Raw genomic sequence first — 23,836 nt, forward strand, 5'->3', positions numbered from 1 at the left:
TCGGGCGCGGGCTGGCAGATCGCAAGGATGACGCGCATCGGCCTGCTGGGCGGCTCTTTCAATCCGGCGCATGGCGGGCACAGGGCTATTTCGCTCTTTGCGCGAGACGCGCTTGATCTGGACGAAATATGGTGGCTGGTATCGCCGGGCAATCCTCTGAAACCCACCAAGGGCATGGCTCCGCTGCCCGCGCGCCTCGCCCATGCGCGCAAGGTCGCGCGCCGCGCGCCGATCCGCGCCACCGCCATCGAGCGGCAATTGCGCACCCGCTACACCATCGACACGCTACGTGCCCTGCGTTCGCGCTATCCGCGCCACGATTTCATATGGCTGATGGGCGCCGACAATCTGGCGCAATTCAGCCAGTGGAAAAACTGGCGGGGTATCGCCCATCTAATGCCCATTGCGGTGATCGCCCGGCCGGGCTATGATGCCGTTGCCCATGGCTCTGAGGCCATGAGCTGGCTGCGGCGCTTCGTCCGGCCCGCGCGCCAGAGTGCAGACTGGACGAATTGGAGAGTGCCGGCGCTCGTGCTATTGCGCTTCCGCCCTGATCCAAGATCGGCAACCCTGCTGCGGCAGGCGGACCCCCTCTGGCATCGCGAATATGAAGCAACGCGTGTGTGCGATCCGCTCACGCGCCGGTATATCGTCTAGATTGGAGTTTATTTGACCAGCCCCGCCCCTGCCAACGATACGGCCTCCAGCGCCGAATCCGTGGCCGCCCTGCACGCCCTTGTCATGCAGTCGCTCGACGACGACCAGGCGCAGGAAACCATCTCCATTCCCCTTGAAGGCAAAAGCAGCATCGCCGATCACATGGTGATCGCGAGTGGCCGTTCGTCGCGTCAGGTAGCGGCGATGGCCCAGCACCTTGCCGAACGGATCAAGAAGGAAACCGGCCGCTCGGCACGCGTCGAAGGTCTGCCGGTCGCCGACTGGGTATTGATCGACGCGGGCGATGTCATCGTGCATCTGTTCCGGCCCGAAGTGCGCAGCTTCTACAATCTGGAACGGATGTGGGGCTTTGTCGACGCGCCGGTCGCGGGCAACGCCTGAGACTTCGACGCTTCGACAGTGGCGCGATGATCGGCTAGGAGACGCCGATGCTTCTCCACATCATTGCGCGCGGCAAGATCGGGCGATCGCCCGAAGCCGAGCTTGTCGATCGCTATCTCAGGCGGTTGACAATGCCTTATCGAGTTACAGAAATGCCGGACCGGGGCGGCAAGCTGCCGCCCGTCGCTGCTGGCACAGTGACGGTCATGCTCGATGAAAAGGGCAGGCAACTGAGTTCCATGGATTTTGCCCGCCGAATCGAAGGCTGGCGAGATGCTGGCACGCGCGAATGCCGGTTCCTGATCGGCGCGGCGGATGGGTTCGACGACGCAGAACGCGCCGATGCCGACCTGCTGATCGCATTCGGCGCCATGACCTGGCCGCACATGATGGCACGGGCCATGTTGGCCGAACAGCTCTGGCGCGCCTCCTCCATATTGGCCGGTCATCCCTATCACCGCGAAGGCTGACGGGTCGACAGATGCCGCCATCTTGCCTAGTCACCGCAGGACAAGGGCGGGATATCGGGTGACGCGAAATCTTCTCATCGCTGGCGGCGTCGCGGCCCTGATTGCGTTTGCAAGCGCACGCCTCATCGCCGCCGATGGCGATGCGCTGGTACTTCCTGGCACGGCGGGCACCAGCCTGACGCAGGAACAGCAGGCGCTTAAGGATGCCCGTCGACAATCCGAAGAGGCGCGCGACCGTGCCGCGCGACTGGCGCAGCAGGCAAGCGCCGCGCGGGACGCGGCGGAACAGGCGAGACGCCGCGCCGCAGCCGTGGCCGCTCGAATCCAGCAGGCCGAAGCCGATATCCAGGCCGCGCAGGCCCGCATCGCCATCATCGCACGGTTGCAACGCGCACAGGCAAAGCGCCTGGCGGCGCGGCAGGAGCCCGTGGTTCGACTGACCGCCGCGCTACAGATGATGGCGCGACGGCCGCTGGCGCTAGCGCTGGTGCAGCCGGGCAGCATCAGCGACGCGGTGCATCTGCGCGCCGTTCTGGGGCAGATATTGCCCGTGATCGAACAACGCACGGCCGGCCTGAGGGCGGAACTGGCGCGCAGCCGCGCGCTGCGCGCGACCGCCCAGCAAGCAGCCGACGCCCTTGCTCAGGCGCAACGGGATCGCAAGGCGCAGCGGGCGGAGCTGGCCGGGCTGGAAACGCAAAAGCGCCTCGCCGCGCGCGATTATCGCGCCAATGCGGGCATGGAAAGCGAGCGGGCGCTGGCGCTGGGAGAGCGGGCGCGCGACATCGTCGACCTGATGGATCGGCTGGAGGCGGCGGGGGACCTGCGCGAACGGCTTACCGTGCTGTCGGGACCGCTGCCCCGTCCCGCCCGGCCGGACAAAGCCGGGGCCGCGCCGCCGGAACGAGAAGCGATGGCGAGCGGCCCGCCGCCCTATCGCCTGCCGGTCGTCGGTCAGCTGGTCACAGGCCTGGGCGAGGTCAATGATAGCGGCGTGCGCGCGAGGGGCCTTACGCTGGCCGTCCAGCCCAGCGCGCAGGCGATCGCACCAACGGCCGGCCGCGTCGCCTTTGCCGGTCCCTATCGCGACTATGGCCAGATCCTCATCATCGACCATGGCGGCGGCTGGACAACATTGATCACTGGACTGCATCGCCTGTCCGTGCGCGTGGGCGATAATGTCCGCCAGGGGGATCCGGTGGGTGTCACGGGCAACCGCCGCAGCGACATCATCGTCGAACTACGCCGCAATGGCCGGCCGGTGGATATCGTGCCGCTCATTGGACCGGTTTGATTGTTGCCAGGCGCTTTTACCGTTGAGCCGTGGTTTTTTTGCTCATAGCGTGCATGCAAGGGGGACGGCGTGCCGTCTTCCATGGTCTTTTCAAAAATATAATGAGGCGAATTTATGAGTGCCATGAAAGGCGCAACTTGGGCAATCGGCCAACATGGCGCGCAGGGGCCGGATCAACTTGGCAAGGTATGGATCGCTCAACCGCTGCCGGTGGGCGATGATCGGCTGGTGTTTTCAGGCCATGTCGGGAATGCGGGTGACGGCGTGTCCGTGTCGATCCGACATGGGGCCGACATCCTGGCGATCGGGACCGCCAACCCCGGTTTTGTGATCGACGTGCCTGCACGCAAGGGCGTCTATCACATTGAGATGCCGGTCCGGCAGGAACAGGGGCAGGACGTCGTTTGCCGCTGGGAGGTCGTGGATCAGGAACGCCAAGACATGGCGCTGGTGGGCATGGTGCAGCGCGGCGCGCCAGCGCCCAGCGCCGCATCGGGCGGTGCTCAGGCCCTCCTTGGGCGCATGGGACAGTTGTTCCTGATCGGCGATACCAACGACAGTGTCGGCCAGTTCACGCGGTCGGGGTCGCTCAGCGAGGCCAGTGCCAGCGAATGGACCAATATTTTCAGCAGGATGCCTGAATGGCAGGAGCGTTTCGGATTAGAAAAAATCATGCTGATGGTCGCGCCGGCCAAGGAAGAGGTTCTGCGCGACTATTATCCGTTCCGCAGAGCATTCAACACGGCCTTCGATAACTTCAGGAAACGTTTTGCCGAACAGCCATTGCTCATACCCATATGGGAGCTCTGGAATCGCAGACACCTCACCTACGGGGCGACCGACACGCACTGGACCGACTATGGCGCCACCATCGCCGGGCAGACATTGCTGAAGCGGTGGGATTTGCCGGGCGATGCTTTGCCTCAGGAGTTTGCTGTCAGGCAGAAAATCGGCGATCTGGGCAGCAAACTCACGCCGCCTACATCCAATTTCGAACTCGTCTTCCGCGAGAAGCTTTCCGAGAGGCTCGTCTTCGATAATGAAATCAACAATCACGGCAACATCCGTGTCTACCGCAACGGATCCGCGCCGATCGCCGGCAAGCTGCTCATATTTGGTGACAGCTTTGGCACGAACCTGACGGAAGCCCTGTCTTATGGCTTTCAGGAGGTCGTCTATGCCTATCAGCCCGCCGGGGTTGACACCAATCTCGTCCGGCTCCTGAAGCCCACACATCTTTTGTTGCAGATCACGCAGCGCTTCGTTCATGGCGCTCCAGCGACCGACCATTCGATCTTCGAATCCGGCCGCAAGAAACTCGCGACGATGAGTGAGCAGAAGCGGGAAGAACTGCAAGCTCGCCTGAAGACCGCGCCTGCCGAGTTCCAGCCGCTCGTGACGCCGCTGTTCGATTGAAAGCCAGCGCGTGGGGCGGAGACAGCGTTCACCCCACGCTCATCCCCGCTGGATGACATTGGTCGAAGCGTGCTTTTGCGTTGGCCGATCAATCGGCCTATGATCGGATCAGATGCGGACTCCTAGGACAGCCATGAAGACATCCTTCCTTCAGGGCGCGATCGCGCTCGGGGCGCTTGCGCTCATCCCTGCCACCACGGCCGCGCTCGCGGACGGGGAAGCGTCAAGCTACAAGGCGCTCGACGAATTCATGGACGTGTTCCAGAAAGTCCGCACCGACTATGTCGAGAAGGTCGATGATGAAAAGCTGATCAAGGGCGCGATCGACGGTATGCTCGCCAGCCTTGACCCGCATTCCAGCTTCCTGGACGCGCGCGATTTCCAGAATCTGCGGACCCAGACCGAGGGCAGTTATGGCGGCCTTGGCCTGTCGGTCACGCAGGAAGACGGCGCGGTCAAGGTGATTGCACCGACACAGGATACGCCTGCCTGGCGCGCGGGGATCAAGGCTGGCGACTATATCACCCATATCGACGGCCAGCTGATCTATGGCGGCACGCTGGACGAAGCGGTGGAAAAGATGCGCGGCGCGCCGGGCACCAGCCTGAAACTGACGCTGGTGCGTCCGGGCCGCGACAAGCCGATCGATCTGACCCTGACGCGCGAGATCATCCAGCTAAAGCCGGTCAAGTGGGAGGTGAAGAAGGACATCGGCGTCATCACCATTGTCAGCTTCTCCGCCAACACCGGCGCGGACGTGCGCCAGGCGATCCGCAGCATCGACAAGAGCCTGGGTCACAAGCCCACCGGCTATGTGCTGGACCTGCGCTCCAATCCCGGCGGGCTGCTGGATGAAGCGGTGACGGTGAGCGACACCTTCCTGGAGCGCGGCGAGATCGTGTCGCAGCGCGGCCGGCAGAAGGGCGATGTCGAACGCTATTACGCGAAGCCGGGCGACGACGCGAAGGGGTTGCCAGTGATCGTGCTGGTCGACGCGGGTTCGGCGTCAGCGTCGGAAATCGTCGCGGGCGCCTTGCAGGACCAGCATCGCGCGCTGGTGATGGGCGAGCGCAGCTTCGGCAAGGGCAGCGTGCAAACGATGCTGCCGCTGAGCAACACGACCGCGCTCAAGCTGACGACGGCGCGTTATTATACGCCGTCGGGCCGCAGCGTGCAGGAAGGCGGCATTCAGCCTGACATCCGTGTGCCCCAGCTGTCCGATCCCGATTACAAGAACCGGCCCAAATTCCGCGAGAGCGATCTACGCCGTCACCTGATCAACGAGATCAAGACCGACGATGCTGCGCTGGAGGAGGATGTGAAAGACGATCCGCGCTTCGCCATGTCGGCCGACGAGCTGAAAAAGCAGGGCATCGAGGATTTCCAGATGGACTATGCGCTCAAAACCATTGCGCGGCTGGCAAAAGCGCCGAGCGCGGTGGTGGCGCAGGCCGCTGCGCGCAAGCCTGGCGCGAAATAGCTCAGATGCGACCGGGCAAGTTCAGCATGACGAAAGGGCGGGAAGGCTTTAAGCGAAGGGCATGAAGAGCCTGTCCCTTGCCCGCGCGCTTGCGCTGATCGCCCCTTTGATCATGCTCGCAGGCGCTTATGGCTTTCAATATCTGGGCGGGCTGCATCCCTGTGAAATGTGCTGGTGGCAGCGCTATGCCCATTTCGCCGCGGTTCCGCTGGCCCTGGTCGCCTATGGCGTGCGGGTGCGCGCCTGCGTCAGCGCGCTGTTTGTCGGACTGGCCGGACTGGCGGTCGGCATCAGCGGCCTTATCGGATTGTTTCACGCCGGGGTCGAATATGGCTGGTGGGAAGGACTGACCACCTGTTCGACCATGCCGGCAGCGGGTAATGCCGCAGACCTGCTCAGCCAGATCATGGCCAGCCCCATCACGCGCTGCGATGTGGCGCCCTGGAGCCTGATGGGCATATCCATGGCGGGCTATAACGGCCTCTTGTCGAGCGCGGCGGCGCTTGCCATCTTGGCTTTGCTGCTGAAAGCGAGGAAGCCATGAGCACCAGCCCCGATTATCCGCGACCCACCAAGCGCCTGTCCGACCGGGATCGCGCGGCGATGTTGCGTGTCGACCAGGCCGGCGAATTTGGCGCGACCCGCATCTATGCCGGACAACTGGCAGTGATGGGTGATCGTCATCCCTATGGCCGGGTCATCGCTGGCATGGCAAGCCAGGAGGAGCGGCATCGCCAGGTGTTCGACGCGATGATCGTGCGGCGCGGGGTGCGGCCGACGGCCTTGAGCCCATTCTGGAATATGGCAGGATATGCGCTGGGCGCCGTGACCGCCGCGCTGGGGCCGAGGGCCGCGATGGCATGCACGGCTGCAGTCGAAACCGAGATTGACCTTCATTATTCCGAACAGCTGGAAAAGATCGGCAACGACGATCCGGAACTCTCCACCGCCATTGCGGATTTTCAGGCGGAGGAGGTGGAGCATCGTGATGCCGCGATCGCCCATGGCGCCGAGCAGGCGCCGGCCTATCCCATTTTGTCGGGCGCCATTCGCTTGGGCTGTCGCGCCGCCATCGCCCTGTCCAAGCGTATCTGACGCCGTGGCGCGTCTGCAAGAGGATCGACCGATGAAGAACAAGCTGATGATCGCCGCCATCGCGCTGACCGGTGCCGTGACGCCCGCGCTGGCGCAGCAGCCGGCTGCCGAAACGGGGACGGCCGGGTCGGAGAAGGTGAACATCGTCATCGTCTATGGCGATGATTCTTGTCCGCAAAGCCAAGGCAATGACATCGTCGTGTGCGCGCGCAAGGGCGAGGAGGAACGCTATCGCATTCCCGAACCGCTGCGCGGTGATCCCAACAAGCCCAGCAACCAGGCTTGGGGCGAACGTGTAAGGTCGATGGAATATGTGGGCCGGTCGGGCACCGAAAGCTGCTCGCCTTCGGGCGCGGGCGGTGCAACCGGCTGTTTCGCGCAGTTGGCACGCCTGGCCAAGGCGGAGCGGCAGCAGGCCGACAACGCCAGCTGGAAGGATCTGGTCGCGGCCGAGCGGGAAAAGCGGCTGTCGACGATCGACGCCGACAGCGAAGCCATCGAGGCGCGGGTGAAGGCCGAGGAGGCCGCCGAAGCCAAGGCACAGCAGCAGCCCGCGCCCCAGGATACGACGTCGCCGCCACAGCAATGATGCAGGGTGGTGACGGATCGGGCGGCGGGGCGTCGTCCTGATCCGGGCCAGCGATGCGCTGGTGCCATGCCGGGGTGGACGTTCACAGGGGATGAAAGAAGGATATATGCCATGCGCTACGGCGCCATTCCCCTGATCGGCCTGATGCTGATCCCCCTCCTCCCCGTCGCCGCCCTCGCGCAGCCGGAGCCGCCGCCCGAGCGGATCATCAACCTGCTGGTCTATGGCGACGATCCGTGCCCGCAGAGTCAGGGCGATGAAATTGTCGTGTGCGCTAGGCGGCCCGAGGCGGAGCGCTATCGCATTCCCAAGAAACTGCGCGAGAAGCCCGCGCCGTCCGGCGGACCGGGCTGGGGCAGCCAGGTAGCGACGATGGAACAGGTCCAGCGGTCCACCCTGCCCAACAGCTGTTCGGTCAACGGCAGCAACGGCTTTACCGGATGCACTGCCAGGATGCTGGAGCAATGGTTTGCCGAGCGCCGCATGAACCAAAGCGCCGGCATCCCTTAAAGCAATGGCGCGGCCGGTTCGCGGTCGGCACCGTCTTCTCCTTCAGCGACTGGCGCGTCGCGCTCCGTCGCCTGGCGCGCCCACATGGTGGCGTAGAGCCCGTCGGCGCGCACGAGGTCGGCATGGGCGCCGCGTTCGACGATGCGCCCCTGATCCAGCACGATGATTTCGTCGGCATCGACCACGGTGGAGAGGCGATGGGCGACGACCAGGGTCGTGCGCTTGCGGCTGATGTCGCGCAGCACGGTCTGGATTTCGGTTTCGGTGCGGCTGTCGAGCGCACTGGTCGCTTCGTCGAGCACCAGCACCGGCGGGTCCTTGAGCAGGGTGCGGGCGATTGCGACCCGCTGTTTTTCCCCGCCCGACAGCTTGAGGCCGCGTTCGCCCACCCGGGTGTCATAGCCCTGGGGCATGCCAAGGATGAAGTCGTGGATCTGCGCCGCGCGGGCAGCCGCCTCGATCTCCGCCTGGCTCGCGCCTTCGCGGCCATAGGCGATATTGTAGCCGATCGTGTCGTTGAAGAGGACCATGTCCTGCGGCACGATGCCGATGGCGGCGCGCAGCGATTGCTGGGTCACGGCCGCTATGTCCTGCCCGTCGATCGTCACCGACCCTGACTGGATATCGTAGAAGCGGAAGAGGATGCGCGCGATGGTGGACTTGCCCGCGCCGGATGGGCCAACGATCGCCAGCGTCCGGCCGGCGGGCACGGTGAAGCTGATGCCGTGCAGGATTTCGCGCTGGGGATCATAGCCAAAGCGCACCTGATCGAACTGGACCGCCCCCCCGGTCACGGCGAGCGCGGGCGCGCCGGGGCGGTCGGCAACTTCGGTCGGCGTGTCGATCAGCGCATACATCGCCTCCATGTCGATGAGGCCCTGGCGGATGGTGCGATAGACCATGCCGAGCAGGTCGAGCGGACGGAAAAGCTGGGCCAGCAGCGTGTTGACCAGCACCACGTCGCCTGTGGTGAAGCGCCCGGTGCTCCAGCCCCACACGGTATAGGCCATGGCGCCGGCCATCATCAGGTTGGTGATGAGCGACTGGCCGACATTGAGCCAGGCGAGGCTGTTTTCGCTCTTGATCGCAGCGCGCGCATAGTTGCGCATGGCGGTGCCGTAACGATCCGCCTCGCGCTGTTCCGCGCCGAAATATTTGACGGTTTCGAAATTGAGCAGGCTGTCGACGGCATGGGCGACAGCGCTGGTGTCCATGTCCACCATGTCGCGGCGCAGTTGGTTTCGCCATTCGGTGACGGTGCGGGTGAACCAGATATAGGCCGCGACCATCGCCAGCGTTGCGGCGACCAGGCCGGGACCGAATTTCACGAGAAAGATGACGCAGACCGCCAGCAGTTCGATCACGGTCGGGGCGATGTTGAACAGCAGGAAATAGAGCATCGTGTCGATGCTCTTGGTCCCGCGCTCGACGATCTTCGTGACCGCGCCGGTGCGCCGGTCGAGATGGAAGCGCAGCGACAGACGGTGCAGATGGACGAAGACGTCGTCGGACAGACGCCGGCCCGCTTCCTGCCCCACCCCTTCGAACACGGCGTTGCGCAAATTGTCGAACAGCACGCCGGCAAAGCGCGCGCCGGCATAGGCGACCACCAGAGCGAGGGCGAGGCCGACCGCCGGCTCCAGCCCCGGCGCCATCCGGTCGATCGCGCCTTTGTAGGCGAAAGGCATGATGAGCGTCACCGCCTTGGCCAGGGCGACGAGCAGCATGGCGATGACGACGCGGCGGCGCAGCGCAGGCGCGTCGGCCGGCCAGAGATAGGGCAGGAAACGGCGGAACGTCGCCCATATGGGCGGGAGCGGCGCTGTGACGGGATTTTCGGGAGGCATCCCATGCTATTTAAGCAATCCGGCGCGGCAATCCAGTGCCCGCGCCGACCGCCGCCGCCGTCGCGCCGTCGCAAAGTTCGATATCCCCCCTTTAACTTTGCCGCGCGCATGGGCATGTTGACGCCATGCAACGCGACGCAGGAGGCAGGACGGCGCATGTTCGAGGCTTTGTGGAAACGGATTTTCGGGACCAGAGCAGCGAAAGCGGAGCCGCAACGGCCCGCCCCCACGGAGGAGGCGCCCTATGATCCCGTGACTGCGCTGCGCGACCAGATGCGGCGCGACGTGCTGGGCGGCTATTTCGACGATGACGCCATTTTGACCAATGCCCACGACCTGTTCGAGGAAGAACTGCCCCGCCCGACGCTGCGGCGCGAAGCGTCGGCGGCGCTGCGCGAGGCGTTGGCCGAGCATCGGGCCGCCGAGCAGGGCTGGACGCAAATGACTGATTGCGACCGGCTGGAGCTGGCCTTTGCCGCATTGGAGGCCGAGGGTATCATCGCGCGGCAGAATTTCACTTGCTGCGCCAATTGCGGCGCAAGTGAAATATGGGAAGAGATAGAGGCGGTGCAGGCCGAGGATATCGCGGTCCAGGGCTATGCCTTTTTCCATATGCAGGACACCGAGGCGGCGGTCGAAGGCCATGGCCTCTATATGAGCTATGGCGCGTGCGAGCAGGGCGAGGCAGCGCAGATTGCGGTCGGCTATCGCATCGTCGCGCAGTTGGAGGCCTATGGCCTGGAAACCCGGTGGGACGGCAGCTGGAGCCAGCGGATCGGCGTGCCGATGAATTGGCAGAAACGCCGCAGCGCGGTGCTGCTGGAGGAATGATCCGGCGCGCCGGCCCCGCCTGTCAAAGTTCATTCGATATGCGGTTTTTTGGCCCGAAGCGACCATAAGGCGACCGCGAAGCGACACCGAAGCGACACCGAAGCGACAGGTGGGCGACAGGTAAAACTGGCCGGACTTGCGGGGTGGAGCGCGCCATTGCCGTCAGCGTGCGGCCGTGTCGATGGACGCGCGGGCGGCAGTCCAGACCAGCGGGTCCGCAGTCAATCCGGCATGCATGACCAACGCCTCTTCCCACTGCCGATCGAAGGCGGTGCCGGCGAGCCGGTGCCGCAGGCGATGCGCGCTGGAACGCGACATGCCGACCGTGCGCGCCGCGCGGGCGACGCTGCCGCTTTCCATCAGGGCGGCGAGAAACTGGCACTGGCGAGCGGGCGTCCAATAGGCGCGGCGGTGGCGCGCGGACGCGCGCGAGCGGTCAGGCGTCTGGTCCATGGGCAAGGATGAACCAAAATCGGCCAATGTAGGAAAGCGATTTTCCGCAGCGTTGCTGGTTAGACCGCCCCAGCGCAACTCTGGCCGCGTCAGACAACCGGGGTCGGCAGCGGATCGCCCGCAAACCACGCATCGAGATTGGCGACGACCAGATCCGCCATCGCCGCGCGCGTATGCACGGTCGCGCTGCCTTGATGCGGTTGCAGCACGACCTGGTCCATCGCCAGCAGCGCGGGCGGCACATGGGGTTCGTGCGCGAACACGTCCAGCCCCGCGCCGGCGATGCGCCCGTCCGCCAGCGCGGCGACCAGCGCGTCTTCGTCGATCACGCTGCCCCGGCTGATATTGACGATGACGCCCTGTGGCCCGAGCGCGTCCAGCATGGCGGCATCGACAAGGCCGGCGGCTTCCGGCCCGCCGGATGTCGCGACGATCAGCATGTCGCTTTGCCGGGCGAGGTCGACCGCATCGGCAACATAGCGATAGGGCGGGTCCTTCGCCTCGCTGCGATTATGATAGAGGATTTCGCCCGCCTGCCGTTCCAGCCGCCAGGCAATGGCGCGGCCGATGCGGCCCAGGCCCAATATGCCGATGCGTGATCCGGTGACGCGCGCGGACAAGGGCGGCTTTTTACCCCGCGCCCAGTCGCCCGCCCGCACCAGCCGGTCATTGGCGGGGATATTGCGCACGGTGGCATAGAGCAGGCCGACGGCGAGGTCGGCGACATCGTCGGTCAGCACATCGGGCGTGTTGGTGACGCGAATGCCCTTCACGCGCGCATGATCGACATCGACCTTGTCATAGCCCACTGAAAAGAGCGCGACGATTTCGAGCGCGGGCAGCGCGTCCATGATGGCGGCGGGCGCGCCCACGGAGCCGAAGCTGACCAGCGCGCGGGCGTCCCGCACCTTGGCCGGCAGGGCATCGAGATCGGCATCAGCCGCCACCGCATGGACCGTGAAACGGGCTTCGAGCTGCTGCATCAGATAGGGATAGAGCGGGCCGTAGGCGACGATGGCGGGGCGTTGGGTGTCTGTCATGGTCATCCATCTAGGCAGCGTCGCGCCGCCATGCCAGATTGACAGGCCTTCGCGCCAGTCCTAGCGCGGGCCGACCATGGCTAGCCTTCCCCGATCCGATGACAGCCGTTTCGGCCTGCGCCGGCAGGTTCGCCTGGCAGGCCCGATCGCCCTTTCGAGCGGCGCCAGCCTTGGCCCGGTCGACATCGCCTATGAAACCTATGGCGCGATGAATGCCGACAAGTCGAACGTCATCCTGATCTGCCATGCGCTGACCGGCGACCAATATGTCGCGTCCGATCATCCTGTGACCGGCAAGCCGGGCTGGTGGTGGCGGCTGGTGGGGCAAGGCAAGCCCGTGGATCCGGCGCGCCATTTCATCATCTGTTCCAATGTCATCGGCAGCTGCATGGGATCGTCCGGCCCGGCGAGCGTCGATCCAGCGACCGGCGAACCCCATGCCATGCGTTTCCCGGTGCTGACCATCGCCGACATGGTGCGCGCACAGGCGGCGTTGCTGGATCATCTGGGGGTCGAGCGGCTGAGCGCGGTGATCGGCGGGTCGATGGGGGGCATGCAGGCGCTGACCTGGCCCACCCTGTTCCCCGACCGGGTCGAAAGCTGCGTCGTCATTGCATCGACCGCGCGGCACAGCGCGCAGAATATCGCCTTTCACGAAGTCGGGCGGCAGGCGATCATGGCCGATCCCAACTGGCGCGGCGGCGATTATTATGCCGACGGGATGGTGCCGAGCGCGGGCCTGGCCGTGGCGCGCATGGCGGCGCACATCACCTATCTGTCCGAAGCCGGGCTGACCGAGAAATTCGGCCGACGCTTGCAGGGGCGTGACGCCAAGACGTTCGGGTTCGACGCGGATTTCCAGGTGGAAAGCTATCTGCGCCATCAGGGGCTCAGTTTCGTCGACCGGTTCGACGCGAACAGCTATCTCTACATCACCCGGGCGATGGATTATTATGACATTGCCGAGGATCATGGCGGGTCGCTGGCGCGCGCCTTCGCCGCGACCAGGGCGCGGTTCTGCCTGGTGAGTTTCGATACCGACTGGCTGTATCCGACCGCCGAATCGCGCGCGATCGTCCATGCGCTCAACGCCGGGGGCGCGCAGGCGAGCTTCGTCGAATTGTCGAGCCCGTTCGGGCATGACGCCTTCCTGCTGGAATGTCCCGAACTCAACCGGGTGGTGGACGGGTTCCTGCGCGGCGGCCGGGCATGAGCACACTGCGCCCAGACCTGGCGCTGATCGCGCGGACGGTGCGGCCGGGGGCGCGGGTGCTGGATGTGGGCTGCGGCGACGGCGCGCTGATGGCGGAGCTGCGCGACCGGGCGCAGGCGGATGCGCGCGGGCTGGAGATCGACGCATCCAATGTCGCCGCCGCCGTCGGGCGCGGCCTGTCGGTGGTGCAGGGCGACGCGGACACGGACCTCACCTATTATCCCGACGCCAGTTTCGACTATGCGATCTTGAGCCAGACGCTCCAGACGACTCGCCGGCCCGACCTGGTGGTCGAGGAACTGCTGCGCATCGCCACCCAGGCATTCGTGTCCTTCCCCAATTTCGCGCATTGGCGCGGGCGTCTATCGCTGATGTGGGGGGGGCGGATGCCGGTGACGCGGCTGCTGCCAGACACCTGGTATGATACGCTCAACATCCACCATGTGACGGTGGATGACTTTCGCGCGCTGGTGAAGGAGCGCGGCTGGCATATCGACGGGCAATGGTTTTTGAAGGGCGACCGGGAAACCACCCATGCGAACGCCAACCTGTTCGCCGAACATGCTGTGTTCCTGCTGCGGCGATAAGAACATGCGACACCCGGTTCCTCTGCTGAGGAACCGGGCGTTTCAGAGGCGTTTAGCTGCCGTTGGGGCCGCCGCCGGGGCCACCGCCACCGCCTGCGCCGCCCATGCCGGCCGCACCGACTGCGCCGATATTGCCGAAGATTTCGTCGAACAGGCTGCGATGGCGACCGAGCGTGGGCGTGGTCGCGCCCATCGGCGAGATGTTGGCGACCTTTTCCAGGCCCATGCGATCGACCGCGACGACATTGCCGGCAGGATCGAAACGGACGCGCAGCACGGTCTGATCGACCGGCTTGGGGCTGGAGAAAGCGAGCGCGCGCATGTCGCGCGACACATAATACCAATCCTGTTCGCCAAATTGCGACACGAAGCTGGGGCGGCCCAGCGTGCCTTCCACCGACGCGCGATTGTCGATGCCGGGCTGAACCGAATCGACCAGCAGCTTGTCGACCTGATAGCCCTGATGCGTGCGGATGCGGGTGCAGGCCGATGTGCCGACCAGCAATGCGCCAAGGCCGATGACGATCAGGATGCGCCCACGGCGGGAATGGCGGCTGAACTGGGGCATGAACGTCTCCTGCGGGGGCATGGCCCGCGAACCCGATAAAAGTGACGCCGCCATTGCATTGGGCGGCGCTGCGATCAATATGGAAATGCGCAGGGTCCGGCAAGGGGCGAGCGCATACCGGTCGCCGCGCGCGACCATTCCATCCGTCACGAAAAGCCCGATCGCCATGCCCAATGCCCCCTCCTTCCTTCAGCGCCTGCTGGGCCGGTCCGACCCGCGAGAGGGGCTGGCGCCGCTGTACAACGCCATTGTCGGCGAAGGGCGGCAGCCGCACTGGTATCTGGACGGCGCGGTGCCCGACACAATCGACGGGCGTTTCGACATGATCGTGGCGATCATGGCGCTGGTTCTGATCCGGCTGGAGCAGCAGAACGCCGCGCAGGAAAGCGCCTGGCTGACCGAATTGTTCGTCGACGACATGGATGGGCAGTTGCGGCAGGAAGGGATTGGCGACGTGGTCGTGGGCAAGCATGTCGGCCGGATGATGAGCGCGCTGGGCGGCCGGATCAGCGCCTATCGCGCGGCATTGCAGACAGGAACGGGGCTGGACGAGGCGCTGCGCCGCAATCTGTATCGCAGCGCGGAGGTGCCCGATGCTGCGGTGGCCCATGTGGAAGGCGCGTTGCGGGAACGCTGGGTGCGGCTGGGCTGCCTGTCGCGCGACGCGCTGCTGGCAGGAGATATAGGATGACGACACCCGAATTTTCGCGCTCCGTGCGCGCCGAACAAATCCGCCGCATGACAGGCGATGTGCATATCGCGGCGGATGCCGACGAGCGGGCGGCACTGGCCCGACGGTTCGGCCTGGTGACGCTGGACCGGCTGGAGGCGGACTATGCGCTGAGCGAAGAGGACGGCGCGATCCTGGCGCGCGGCCGCGTGCGCGCCAGCCTGGCCCAGCCCTGCGTCGCCACCGCCGAACCGGTGCCCGAGGTAATCGACAGCGATTTCACCCTGCGCTTCGTCGTCGAGGAGGGCAGCGCGGTCGAAGGCGAGGAACTGGAGCTGGACGCGGAGGATGTCGACACGATCGGCTATGACGGGCAGCAGATCGACATGGGCGAGGCCGTGGCCGAGACGATGGCGCTGGCGATGACGCCCTACCCCCGATCGCCCCAGGCCGATACCGCGCTGAAAGAGGCCGGGGTGCTGAGCGAGGAGCAGGCCGGCCCCTTCGCCGCGCTGCGGGCGCTGAAAGGCGAAGGCTAAGGAACTTTGCCACCCGCCCCTGCGTCGGTAGGCCATGCAACGCGCGCTCACCCTCATGCTGCTGATCGCCCTTGGGGGATGCGATGACGAGCCTGCACACAGGCAGGACGGCGCCACGGTCGCGCGGATAACGGCGGCATCGGCAATGCCAACGTCGCCCGCATCACAATCGACGAAGGCACAGCCCGCGCCCGCATTGGTCGGCGCGGATGTCGCGCGCGCGCAATGGGCGCGGTCGGACGATGGCAAGAGCGGCGAAAAGCCCCGCTGCGCGCCGCTTGCGCTCGCCAGCGCGGCGGGCGCCAATGGCGTGCCCCGCGCCGCCGATTTCAGCGGCGGCTGGGGCGTTGCGTTTGACCTGCCCAATCTGCGCAGCGCCTATGGTTTTGCCGGGCCGGGCGTGCTGCCCGATGACGAAATCCCAGCCGAAGCGCAGCGTGACCGGCTGGCGCGGCAATGGCCCTATATGCAAGCGCTGGACCAGCTGCCCGCCCCATCCTTTGCCGGATATGGCTTATCGGGTGCGGAGCCTTATCCTGAGGACAATCCCGAAGGCCATGGGCTGCAATCCATTGCCTATGTCCATGTCGGGGGCCAGACCTGCACCTATAATGTCTGGAGCCGCATCAGCCGCGCGCATTTGCAGGCGCTGCTCGGCAATCTGCGGCTACTGGACTGACGTTTCCCTTTCGTTCTTGCCTGTGGCATGAGATGCGCCATGGATTCGCCCGCGCCGCGCAAGATCATCCATGTCGATATGGACGCATTCTACGCGTCGGTGGAACAGCGCGACGACCCGTCGCTGCGCGGCCTGCCGATCGCGGTAGGCGGCGGCGGACCGCGCGGGGTGGTGGCAACGTGCAGTTATGAGGCGCGGACATTTGGCGTACGATCGGCCATGCCGGGCGCCAGGGCGCGGCGGCTCTGCCCCGACCTGCTGTTCGTCAAACCCCGCTTCGAGGTGTATCGCGCGGTGTCCGTCCAAATCCGCGAGATTTTCGCGCGCTTTACCGACATGATCCAGCCGCTGTCGCTCGACGAAGCCTATCTGGACGTGACGGTGAACAAGCCGGGCATCGCATCGGCGACGCGGGTCGCGCAAGAGATACGGCGGATGATCCGCGCGGAAACCGGGCTGACCGCGTCGGCGGGTGTGTCCTACAACAAGCTGATCGCCAAGCTGGCGTCGGACCAGAACAAGCCCGATGGCATCTGCGTCGTCCGACCCGCCGAGGGCGCGGCCTTCATCGCCGCGATGCCGGTGCGGCGCATCCATGGCGTGGGGCCGGTGACCGCCAGACGCATGCAGGCGCTGGGCATCGAAACAGGGGCGGACCTGCGCGCGCGCGACCTGCCCTTCCTCCAGGCGCATTTCGGCAGCGCGGCGGACTTCTATTATCGCGCGGCGCGCGGCGAGGATGATCGTCCGGTGCGCGAGCGTCAGTCGCGCAAGTCGGTGAGCGTGGAAGATACGTTTTTCGGCGACCTGACCGATCGGGACGCGCTGGTGACGGAGCTGGACAGGATCTCGGCCAGCCTGTGGACCCGGATCGAAAAGGCGCAGGCATGGGGCCGCACCGTGGTGCTGAAGGTCAAATTCGCCGATTTCCGCATCATCACCCGGTCGCGCAGCTTTGCGAGCCCGGTGCGATCAGCCGAGCAGCTGGCGCAGGCGGGACGCGAATTGCTGCTGGCGCAATTGCCCCTGCCGCTGGGCGCGCGGTTGCTGGGGCTGGGCGTCCATAACCTGGAAGGGGACGACGAGAGCGAAGGCGACGCGCAACTGGCCCTCGCCCTGTAAAGGCCGCCTCAGAAAGGCAGCCAGTTCCGCTTTTCGCTGAACTTCATATAGCCGGCATTGACGCCCAGCCGATAGCCCACGCCCAGACGGATCGGGATAAGCACCACATCGCCCCAGCGCAGATAGGAGGCGGTGAAGCCGCCGACCAGATAGGCCGTGCCCTCCGCCGCCGGGAAGCGGTGATAGAGATCCTGCGTGTCGTAGAGATTATAGACCAGCACGAAGGTGTTGGACGCATTGCCGCCAACGTCGAAGCCGATCGACGGGCCGGTCCAATAGACTTCGCGCTTGCCCTCGATCTTGTGGTTGAGCGTGCCCGATCCATAGCGCAGGCCCACGACGAAGGCGCCCGACGCCTCGCGGCCCGCGATATAGGCATTGGGTCGGCCCTGATCCTTCAGGATTTTCTCGATGATGCCGGCAAGCCCCTCCGCGCCCTTGCCGAAGACGCCTTCGGCCGCGCCGATCAGGTCGTCTTCCTGGTAGGATTCGCTGGGGGAGATTGCCGCAGGCGGCGACGCCTGGGTCACTGGCGCGCCGGTAGCGGTAGTGCCCTGCGTCGGCGCATTGCTGACCGGAGGAGGCGCGCCGGCGGGCGCAGCATAGGGCGCGCCACTGCCCTGATTCACGGTGGGGTCGACGCCGGGATCGGTGGGCACGCTGCTGGCTGGCGGGGGCGGCGCCAGGTCGGCGTCGATCGCGGTGTTGGGATCGACAGTGCGGACCTGCGCCGAAGCAGCGATCGGTGTGAGCGCCATGCCGGCCACTGCTGCCGCCAGCCCCGCCGCGCGAGCCAAGCGGGCGCCCATGCGCCCAGAAATGCCGATCATGCCCGAAACTCCCCGAAAATCCGCTCTCAATTCCATCCTGTAGAGTATCAACCGCGAAGCTGAAACGACAATGAACGAACGGCCAATCGAGTCGATTTCGGGCCGGATCGAATCCGCCGCGGTACAGGCTGCAAAAATCGTCGCGCAGACCCGTTGCCATGCCGCAAACCGCTCGCTATAGGCCCTTCCCTAGCCACTGCCCGCCTTTCCCGGTGGGCAAATTCGTGCGGAGACGTGGGTGAGTGGCTGAAACCAGCGGTTTGCTAAACCGTCGTAGCCTGAATGGGCTACCGAGGGTTCGAATCCCTCCGTCTCCGCCATTTTTCCTTTGCCGCATATGTTGCTGACCAGAACTTCAGTGGAACAGTGGCACCCCGCCGCCATGATCGCCCACGGTCGGGACGATGCCGGGCATCTTCTCTCCCATGCTTGGCCTTTTCGCGTCGAGCGGGTAAAGCCCCCGGCCATGACAGACACAGTTGCACATCCTAAGCCCAAGGACTGGATTTTGGGCATTCACGCCTATGTGCCCGGCAAGGCCGCGACCGATGATGGTCGGCCGCTGGTGAAGCTTTCCGCCAACGAAAATCCGCTGGGTACGGGCCAGGCGGCGCGCGAGGCGTTCATGGCCGCCGCCGCCGACATGGCGACCTATCCCGACCCCGCGGCGAGCAAGCTGCGCGCGGCCATCGGCGCGAAGCACGGGCTGGACCCGGCGCGCATCATCTATGGCACCGGATCGGACGAATTGCTGCACCTGGCGGCGAGCGGCTATGCCGGGCCGGGCGACGAAATCCTCTATGTGCGCTACGGCTTTGCCGTCTACGACATCGCCGCGCGGCGCGTCGGCGCGACGCCTGTCATCGCGCCGGACAAGGATTATGCGACCGACGTCGACGCGCTGCTGGCTGCGGTGACGGAACGCACCAAGGTCGTATTCCTTGCCAACCCGAACAACCCGACGGGCACCATGACCAGCCGGGCCGAGATTGCGCGTCTGCATGCGGGCCTGCGCCCCGACATATTGTTCGTGCTGGATCAGGCCTATGCCGAATATCTGGAAGAGGGCGAGGATGATGGCGGGCTGGCGCTGGCCCGCGAGGCATCCAATGTGTTCGTGACGCGCACTTTTTCGAAAATCTATGGGTTGGCCGCCGAGCGGATCGGCTGGGGCTATGGCTCGCCCGAGGTGATCGACATTCTCCACCGCATCCGTGCGCCCTTCAACGTCACGACCGTGGGCCAGGCCGCGGCGATCGCGGCGATCGGCGATGATGATTGGGTGGAGCGCAGCCGCGCGCATAACAACCAGTGGCGCGTATGGCTGGCGGGCGAGGTCGCTTCGCTGTCCAACCACGGGCTATGTGCGATCCCGAGCAAGACGAACTTCCTGCTGATCCTGTTCGAGGGGAAGCTGACCGCCGAAGCGGCCATGAAGGGCTTGTGGGACGAAGGCTTCGCCACCCGCTGGCTGCCCGGGCAGGGCCTGCCCAACGGCCTTCGCATCACCATCGGCACCGAGGAACAGACCCGCGCGGTCGCTGCCAGGCTGCGCGCCATGGCGGAGGCCGCCTGACGCCATGCTGCCCTTTGCCCGCGTCACCATCATCGGCCTGGGGCTGATCGGCTCCTCGCTCGCCCGTGCGATCCGGGCGGACATGCCAACCGTGCAAGTGACCGGGCATGACGCCGATGCGGCCGTGCGCGACATAGCGCGGCGGATCGATCTGTGCGACGATATTACCGACACGGCGGGCGCTTCCGTGACCGACGCCGACCTGGTGATATTGTGCGTGCCGGTGCGCGCGATGGGCGCGGTGGCGGCAGACATTGCCGACGACCTGCCTGCCGAGGCCATCATCAGCGACGTGGGATCGTGCAAGGCGGACGTGCTGGCGCAGCTGAGTACCGCGCTGCCCGGCCGCACCATCATTCCCGCCCATCCGGTCGCCGGCACGGAAAATAGCGGCCCCGAAGCGGGCTTCGCCACGCTGTTCAAGGGCCGCTGGTCGATCGTGACGCCGCCCGCCGATGCCGACCCGGCGGCGATCGAAAGGGTCGCCGAACTGTGGCGGCGCGTGGGCGCGGATGTCGAGGTGATGGACCCGGCGCATCATGACCTGGTGCTGGCGGTAACGAGCCACCTGCCGCACCTGATCGCCTATACCATTGTCGGCACGGCCAGCGATCTGGAGGATGTGACCCAGAGCGAGGTCATCAAATATTCGGCCGGCGGCTTTCGCGATTTCACCCGCATCGCCGCGTCCGACCCGACCATGTGGCGCGACGTGTTTTTGGCGAACAAGGATGCGGTGCTGGAAATGCTGCAACGCTTTTCCGAGGATCTGTCGGCGCTGCAACGCGCGATCCGGTGGAATGACGGCGATGCGCTATTCAGCCTGTTCACCCGCACGCGCGCCATTCGCCGGTCGATCATCGAACAGGGGCAGGATGACGCCAAGCCGGACTTCGGCCGGTCGCACTAAGCGGGGATTGTCTGCTGCTTTTCAGGCCTGTGGCGGATTAAGCGCATTGATGGCGGCGTGGACGATCCGTTCCGCCTCCTTGCGATCCAGGCCGGTGGGGACGATCGCGCCGACCTTGTAGGTGATCGTGCCGGCGCGCTTCATGAAGCGCCCCCGCGGCGACACGCGGCCGCTGTCCACCGCAATCGGCACCACCGGCAGGCCTAGCAGGCTGTAAAGCCCGGCAAAGCCCGATTTGAGCGGCGGCGCTTCGCCATGGGGCACTCGCGTGCCTTCGGGGAACAGACAGATGGCCCGGCCCTGCGCGGTCGCCGCGCGCGCCGCTGCGCGCAGCGTCCGCAGCGCGCTCGCCCCGGCGCTGCGTTCGATCGGGATGAGGCCGTAGCGGCGGGCGATGAGGCCCCAGAGCGGAATGTCGAGCAGTTCGCGCTTGGCGCCGATCGCCGGCCGATCGAACAGGCACAGCATGTCGATGGTTTCGAACATCGATTCATGCTTGATGATGTAGAGATAGGGACCAAGCGGCAGATCGCCGTCCACCACTACCCTTTGCCCCAGGAGCCAGCGCGCGCAGCCACGGTGGAAGCGGCTCCACCCGGTGGCGATGCGCGGCACCATGTCGGCGTCAAAGCCCCCGGCCAGCATGGCGGCGAGCACGAAGAGAAGGCTGCCGCTGTAAAAGATCAGCATGAAGGCAAGCGAGCGCAGCGCGGTCAGGATGGCGTTCATCAGGATCAGATGCCGATCAGCGCTGCGATCCGGCGCAGCAGATATTTATTATATTCGCGCATCAGCACCGACAGGCTGGGGTGGCTGGGCACCGCGTCATAGACAATGTGGATGCGCGGGGGCAGCGCCTGGGTCAATTCCAGCGCGGATCGACGCATATGCCAGTCGGTGGTGACGAGCCGCACCGTCTGATAATCGCGCCGCGCCAGCCAGCGCGCGGTTTCCAGGCCGTTGGAGCGGGTGTCGATGGCCTCGCGGCCTAGCGTGATGCAACAATCGAACAGGGCTTCGGGCGCATCATATTGGGCGGCCAGTTCCCCCGGCCTGACCGACCGGTCGACGCCCGAAATCAGCATCCGCCTGGCCGCGCCCTGCTGCATGAGGGCGATGCCGCGGTCGATACGGCCAGGGCCGCCGGTCAGCACGACGATGGCGTCGGTGCGGCGACCGTCGAGCGGTTCGGGCAGGAAGATGGCAAACCAGGCAAAGCCCAGCACCCAGCCGAGCAGCGCCAATGCGGCAAGGCGCACGATCATAGCGTCCGCCCCAGGGCGCGCAGCACCGTCCAGCGTGCCGTCAGCGTCGCCAACAGCACGCCGGCGACCGGCAGGGCCACAAGAATGAGCCAGCCCTGCCAGGGCAGCTTGATCGCCGCGAGCAATTCCGACCCGGTCGCGCCCAGCCGCAGCCCGATCAGCAGGATGACGAAAATGCCGAAGGAGAAGCCCAGCGCGCCGCCCATCAGCGCATCGAGCCCGATGCGCCGCTGGAATAGGCGGGCGATCTGCACATCGGTCGACCCCATGAGATGCAGCACGTCGATGGTGCCGCGATGGCTGTCATGCGCGCCGCGCGCCGCCAGCACGACGACCGCCGCCGTCGCCAGCATCATCAGCAGAACCGCGCCCAGCGCGAGCAGGCCAAGCGCCGAAAGCAGGCCGGCAAGCGGCGTCAGGAAAGCCGCGTGCGGATCGACGCGCAGCTTGGGCGACAGGGCCGCGAGCCGCTGGCGCAGGCGATCGACCTTCGTCCCGGCGTCCCCCGGCGTCAGCATGACGTCGATCAGCGCGGGGACCGGCAGGTCGCCATTCAAGGCTTCTTCGCCCAGCCAGGGGCGCAGTTGATCGGCCAGGACGGCGGACGGGACAGGATCGGCAGAGCGCACTTCGGGCGCAGCCCGCAGCGCCCTGAGCGTTTGCGCGGCAAGGGCGGCGCGGGTCTGCGCGTCGGCCTCCACCACCTGCACGCTGGCGCGCCCGGCAAGATCGGCGCGCATTGACTGGACCGCCGCGCCCAAGCCAAGGCCCGCAGCAGCGGCAAGCACCGTCACGAACATCATGATCGCGATGATCCAAGGCATCGGCCCTGCGACCCGCCCGCCCGGCAGCAGGCGATGGCGCGCGGCGGTGGCAGCCTTTCGCTCGGCGCGGCCACTCATCGGCCCTCACCCCTGTCCTGATCGTCGCGCGCGCGCGGGGGATATCGCAGGGTGCCGGTGGGATCGGCCAGCCGCCCCTTGTCGAGCTTCATCATCTGCGCACCCGACACCTGCGCCATCAGCGGCAGATCATGTGTGGCGACGACGACAGTTGTGCCAAGACGATTGAGCGCTTCGAACAGGGTGAGCAGGCGGCGGGCCATGTCCGCATCGACATTGCCGGTCGGTTCGTCGGCGACGAGGATTTCTGGACGGCCGATCACCGCGCGGGCGATCGCCACGCGCTGCTGCTCCCCGCCCGACAGGGTGGCGGGCCGCGCGTCGCCGCGATCGCCCAGCCCTACCCAGTTCAGCATTTCCGCCACCGGCGCGTCGACCTCATCCTCCTTCATGCCAGCAACGCGCAGCGGCAAGGCGATATTGTCATAGGCCGACAAATGCGGGACGAGCCGGAAGTCCTGGAACACGACGCCGATGCGGCGACGGAAGCCCGGCAACCGCTTACGCGGCAGAGTCACCACATCTTCGCCAAACAGGCGGATGACACCCCGGCTAGGCCGCTGCGCAAGATAGAGCAGCTTCAGAAGCGACGTCTTGCCCGCACCGGACGCGCCGGTGAGAAAATAGAAACCGCCGCTGGCGAGCGAAAAGCTGACGTCCGAAAGCGTCTCACTGTCCAGCCCATAGCGCAGGCCGACATTTTCGAACTGGACGATGGCCGACATGGACGGATGATGGCGCGATGGCGCTCCCTGCTTGGCGAAGGCGCAGCCATGGCACAGGGGGCGTGCCGTCGTAAAGCCCGCCCCGCCTGTCGTGGCGAGTCGCGGGCGGCGAACCGAGGCGCGTCTTGCCGCTTGCGCGCGAGTCCAAGCCATGGCTATGAAGCGA

General features: G+C 65.9%; 28 protein-coding genes and 1 tRNA gene. 20 read left to right on the forward strand and 9 right to left on the reverse strand.

Annotated elements, in window-relative coordinates; all coding sequences use genetic code 11:
• The first annotated feature begins 18 nt into the window (after window positions 1-18).
• The 10 genes from SKA58_RS14295 to SKA58_RS14340 all read left to right on the forward strand — a co-directional run bounded on the left by SKA58_RS14295 (window position 19) and on the right by SKA58_RS14340 (window position 7,913).
• A complete protein-coding gene (locus SKA58_RS14295) occupies window positions 19-657 on the forward strand; it encodes a nicotinate-nucleotide adenylyltransferase (RefSeq protein ID WP_269572090.1) in 639 nt (212 codons plus the stop codon).
• A gap of 12 nt (window positions 658-669) precedes the next feature.
• On the forward strand, window positions 670-1,059 hold the full coding sequence (rsfS, locus tag SKA58_RS14300; RefSeq protein ID WP_009823176.1) for a ribosome silencing factor: 390 nt from the start codon (window positions 670-672) through the stop codon (window positions 1,057-1,059).
• A 47-nt stretch (window positions 1,060-1,106) separates the two neighbouring features.
• A complete protein-coding gene (locus tag SKA58_RS14305) occupies window positions 1,107-1,529 on the forward strand; it encodes a 23S rRNA (pseudouridine(1915)-N(3))-methyltransferase RlmH (RefSeq protein WP_009823177.1) in 423 nt (140 codons plus the stop codon).
• Between the two features lie 58 nt (window positions 1,530-1,587).
• Complete coding sequence (locus tag SKA58_RS14310; protein WP_009823178.1) at window positions 1,588-2,823, forward strand: murein hydrolase activator EnvC family protein; 1,236 nt, start codon at window positions 1,588-1,590, stop codon at window positions 2,821-2,823.
• A gap of 327 nt (window positions 2,824-3,150) precedes the next feature.
• Window positions 3,151-4,239 carry a hypothetical protein gene (locus SKA58_RS14315; RefSeq protein WP_156784218.1) on the forward strand — a complete coding sequence of 363 codons (1,089 nt, stop codon included), beginning with the start codon at window positions 3,151-3,153 and terminating at the stop codon, window positions 4,237-4,239.
• 133 nt (window positions 4,240-4,372) lie between these two features.
• Window positions 4,373-5,719, forward strand: a complete 1,347-nt coding sequence (locus SKA58_RS14320; protein ID WP_009823180.1) for a S41 family peptidase — start codon at window positions 4,373-4,375, stop codon at window positions 5,717-5,719.
• 61 nt (window positions 5,720-5,780) lie between these two features.
• Entirely contained in the window at window positions 5,781-6,263 is a 483-nt protein-coding gene (locus SKA58_RS14325) for a disulfide bond formation protein B (protein ID WP_009823181.1), read from the forward strand.
• A complete protein-coding gene (locus SKA58_RS14330) occupies window positions 6,260-6,814 on the forward strand; it encodes a demethoxyubiquinone hydroxylase family protein (protein ID WP_009823182.1) in 555 nt (184 codons plus the stop codon). The genes SKA58_RS14325 and SKA58_RS14330 overlap by 4 nt, the downstream gene beginning before the upstream one ends.
• Window positions 6,815-6,845: 31 nt before the next feature.
• Window positions 6,846-7,403, forward strand: coding sequence for a hypothetical protein (locus SKA58_RS14335; protein WP_009823183.1), 558 nt, complete (start codon window positions 6,846-6,848; stop codon window positions 7,401-7,403).
• A 111-nt stretch (window positions 7,404-7,514) separates the two neighbouring features.
• Window positions 7,515-7,913 carry a hypothetical protein gene (locus SKA58_RS14340; RefSeq protein WP_009823184.1) on the forward strand — a complete coding sequence of 133 codons (399 nt, stop codon included), beginning with the start codon at window positions 7,515-7,517 and terminating at the stop codon, window positions 7,911-7,913.
• Here SKA58_RS14340 and SKA58_RS14345 read toward each other — a convergent pair.
• Window positions 7,910-9,760: an ABCB family ABC transporter ATP-binding protein/permease gene (locus SKA58_RS14345; RefSeq protein ID WP_009823185.1), complete on the reverse strand. Its 1,851-nt coding sequence runs from the start codon at window positions 9,758-9,760 to the stop codon at window positions 7,910-7,912. The genes SKA58_RS14340 and SKA58_RS14345 overlap by 4 nt on opposite strands.
• Window positions 9,761-9,874: 114 nt before the next feature.
• On the opposite strand from SKA58_RS14345, the gene SKA58_RS14350 reads away from it, so the two are divergent.
• Window positions 9,875-10,591, forward strand: a complete 717-nt coding sequence (locus SKA58_RS14350; RefSeq protein WP_232209436.1) for a DUF6891 domain-containing protein — start codon at window positions 9,875-9,877, stop codon at window positions 10,589-10,591.
• Between the two features lie 162 nt (window positions 10,592-10,753).
• On the opposite strand, the gene SKA58_RS14355 is transcribed toward SKA58_RS14350, so the two are convergent.
• Together SKA58_RS14355 and SKA58_RS14360 are read right to left on the reverse strand one after the other, a co-directional pair.
• Window positions 10,754-11,044: a helix-turn-helix domain-containing protein gene (locus SKA58_RS14355; RefSeq protein ID WP_009823187.1), complete on the reverse strand. Its 291-nt coding sequence runs from the start codon at window positions 11,042-11,044 to the stop codon at window positions 10,754-10,756.
• Between the two features lie 89 nt (window positions 11,045-11,133).
• Window positions 11,134-12,090, reverse strand: coding sequence for a 2-hydroxyacid dehydrogenase (locus tag SKA58_RS14360; RefSeq protein ID WP_009823188.1), 957 nt, complete (start codon window positions 12,088-12,090; stop codon window positions 11,134-11,136).
• A gap of 70 nt (window positions 12,091-12,160) precedes the next feature.
• Between SKA58_RS14360 and metX the strand changes: the two genes are divergently transcribed.
• Window positions 12,161-13,297: a homoserine O-acetyltransferase MetX gene (gene metX / locus SKA58_RS14365; protein WP_009823189.1), complete on the forward strand. Its 1,137-nt coding sequence runs from the start codon at window positions 12,161-12,163 to the stop codon at window positions 13,295-13,297.
• Window positions 13,294-13,884, forward strand: coding sequence for a methionine biosynthesis protein MetW (metW, locus tag SKA58_RS14370; protein WP_009823190.1), 591 nt, complete (start codon window positions 13,294-13,296; stop codon window positions 13,882-13,884). Before metX ends, metW begins: the two co-directional genes overlap by 4 nt.
• 52 nt (window positions 13,885-13,936) lie before the next feature.
• Here metW and SKA58_RS14375 read toward each other — a convergent pair whose 3' ends face one another.
• Window positions 13,937-14,452 carry an outer membrane protein assembly factor BamE gene (locus tag SKA58_RS14375; RefSeq protein WP_156784241.1) on the reverse strand — a complete coding sequence of 172 codons (516 nt, stop codon included), beginning with the start codon at window positions 14,450-14,452 and terminating at the stop codon, window positions 13,937-13,939.
• 166 nt (window positions 14,453-14,618) lie between these two features.
• On the opposite strand from SKA58_RS14375, the gene SKA58_RS14380 reads away from it, so the two are divergent.
• Genes SKA58_RS14380 through dinB form a run of 4 tightly spaced genes read left to right on the forward strand, consistent with a single transcriptional unit; the run spans window position 14,619 to window position 17,462 of the window.
• Window positions 14,619-15,143, forward strand: coding sequence for a ubiquinol-cytochrome C chaperone family protein (locus tag SKA58_RS14380; RefSeq protein ID WP_037543678.1), 525 nt, complete (start codon window positions 14,619-14,621; stop codon window positions 15,141-15,143).
• Window positions 15,140-15,661: a DUF177 domain-containing protein gene (locus tag SKA58_RS14385; RefSeq protein WP_009823193.1), complete on the forward strand. Its 522-nt coding sequence runs from the start codon at window positions 15,140-15,142 to the stop codon at window positions 15,659-15,661. The genes SKA58_RS14380 and SKA58_RS14385 overlap by 4 nt, the downstream gene beginning before the upstream one ends.
• Before the next feature lie 34 nt (window positions 15,662-15,695).
• On the forward strand, window positions 15,696-16,340 hold the full coding sequence (locus tag SKA58_RS14390) for a hypothetical protein (protein WP_009823194.1): 645 nt from the start codon (window positions 15,696-15,698) through the stop codon (window positions 16,338-16,340).
• 39 nt (window positions 16,341-16,379) lie between these two features.
• Window positions 16,380-17,462 (forward strand): DNA polymerase IV, encoded by a 1,083-nt coding sequence (gene dinB / locus SKA58_RS14395; RefSeq protein ID WP_009823195.1) that lies wholly within the window; start codon window positions 16,380-16,382, stop codon window positions 17,460-17,462.
• 8 nt (window positions 17,463-17,470) lie between these two features.
• On the opposite strand, the gene SKA58_RS14400 is transcribed toward dinB, so the two are convergent.
• Window positions 17,471-18,292: a DUF1134 domain-containing protein gene (locus SKA58_RS14400; RefSeq protein WP_009823196.1), complete on the reverse strand. Its 822-nt coding sequence runs from the start codon at window positions 18,290-18,292 to the stop codon at window positions 17,471-17,473.
• 228 nt (window positions 18,293-18,520) lie between these two features.
• Here SKA58_RS14400 and SKA58_RS14405 point away from each other — a divergent pair.
• From SKA58_RS14405 to SKA58_RS14415, 3 genes are all read left to right on the forward strand, one after another.
• A tRNA-Ser gene (locus tag SKA58_RS14405) sits at window positions 18,521-18,612 on the forward strand.
• A 146-nt stretch (window positions 18,613-18,758) separates the two neighbouring features.
• Window positions 18,759-19,868: a histidinol-phosphate transaminase gene (gene hisC / locus SKA58_RS14410; RefSeq protein ID WP_009823197.1), complete on the forward strand. Its 1,110-nt coding sequence runs from the start codon at window positions 18,759-18,761 to the stop codon at window positions 19,866-19,868.
• Window positions 19,869-19,872: 4 nt separating this feature from the next.
• Window positions 19,873-20,778, forward strand: coding sequence for a prephenate/arogenate dehydrogenase family protein (locus tag SKA58_RS14415; protein WP_009823198.1), 906 nt, complete (start codon window positions 19,873-19,875; stop codon window positions 20,776-20,778).
• 21 nt (window positions 20,779-20,799) lie between these two features.
• Here the strand turns inward: SKA58_RS14415 and SKA58_RS14420 are convergent, their stop codons facing one another.
• From SKA58_RS14420 to ftsE, 4 genes are read right to left on the reverse strand one after another with little or no spacing between them, the layout of a single operon-like run.
• Complete coding sequence (locus tag SKA58_RS14420) at window positions 20,800-21,498, reverse strand: lysophospholipid acyltransferase family protein (protein WP_037543679.1); 699 nt, start codon at window positions 21,496-21,498, stop codon at window positions 20,800-20,802.
• 14 nt (window positions 21,499-21,512) lie between these two features.
• Entirely contained in the window at window positions 21,513-22,043 is a 531-nt protein-coding gene (locus tag SKA58_RS14425; protein ID WP_009823200.1) for a YdcF family protein, read from the reverse strand.
• Entirely contained in the window at window positions 22,040-22,945 is a 906-nt protein-coding gene (locus SKA58_RS14430) for a cell division protein FtsX (RefSeq protein ID WP_009823201.1), read from the reverse strand. Before SKA58_RS14430 ends, SKA58_RS14425 begins: the two co-directional genes overlap by 4 nt.
• Window positions 22,942-23,670, reverse strand: coding sequence for a cell division ATP-binding protein FtsE (gene ftsE, locus SKA58_RS14435; protein ID WP_009823202.1), 729 nt, complete (start codon window positions 23,668-23,670; stop codon window positions 22,942-22,944). The genes SKA58_RS14430 and ftsE overlap by 4 nt, the downstream gene beginning before the upstream one ends.
• Window positions 23,671-23,836 lie beyond the last annotated feature (166 nt).

Origin of the sequence: Sphingomonas sp. SKA58 (assembly GCF_000153545.1) — a bacterium.
GTDB lineage: Bacteria > Pseudomonadota > Alphaproteobacteria > Sphingomonadales > Sphingomonadaceae > Sphingobium > Sphingobium soli.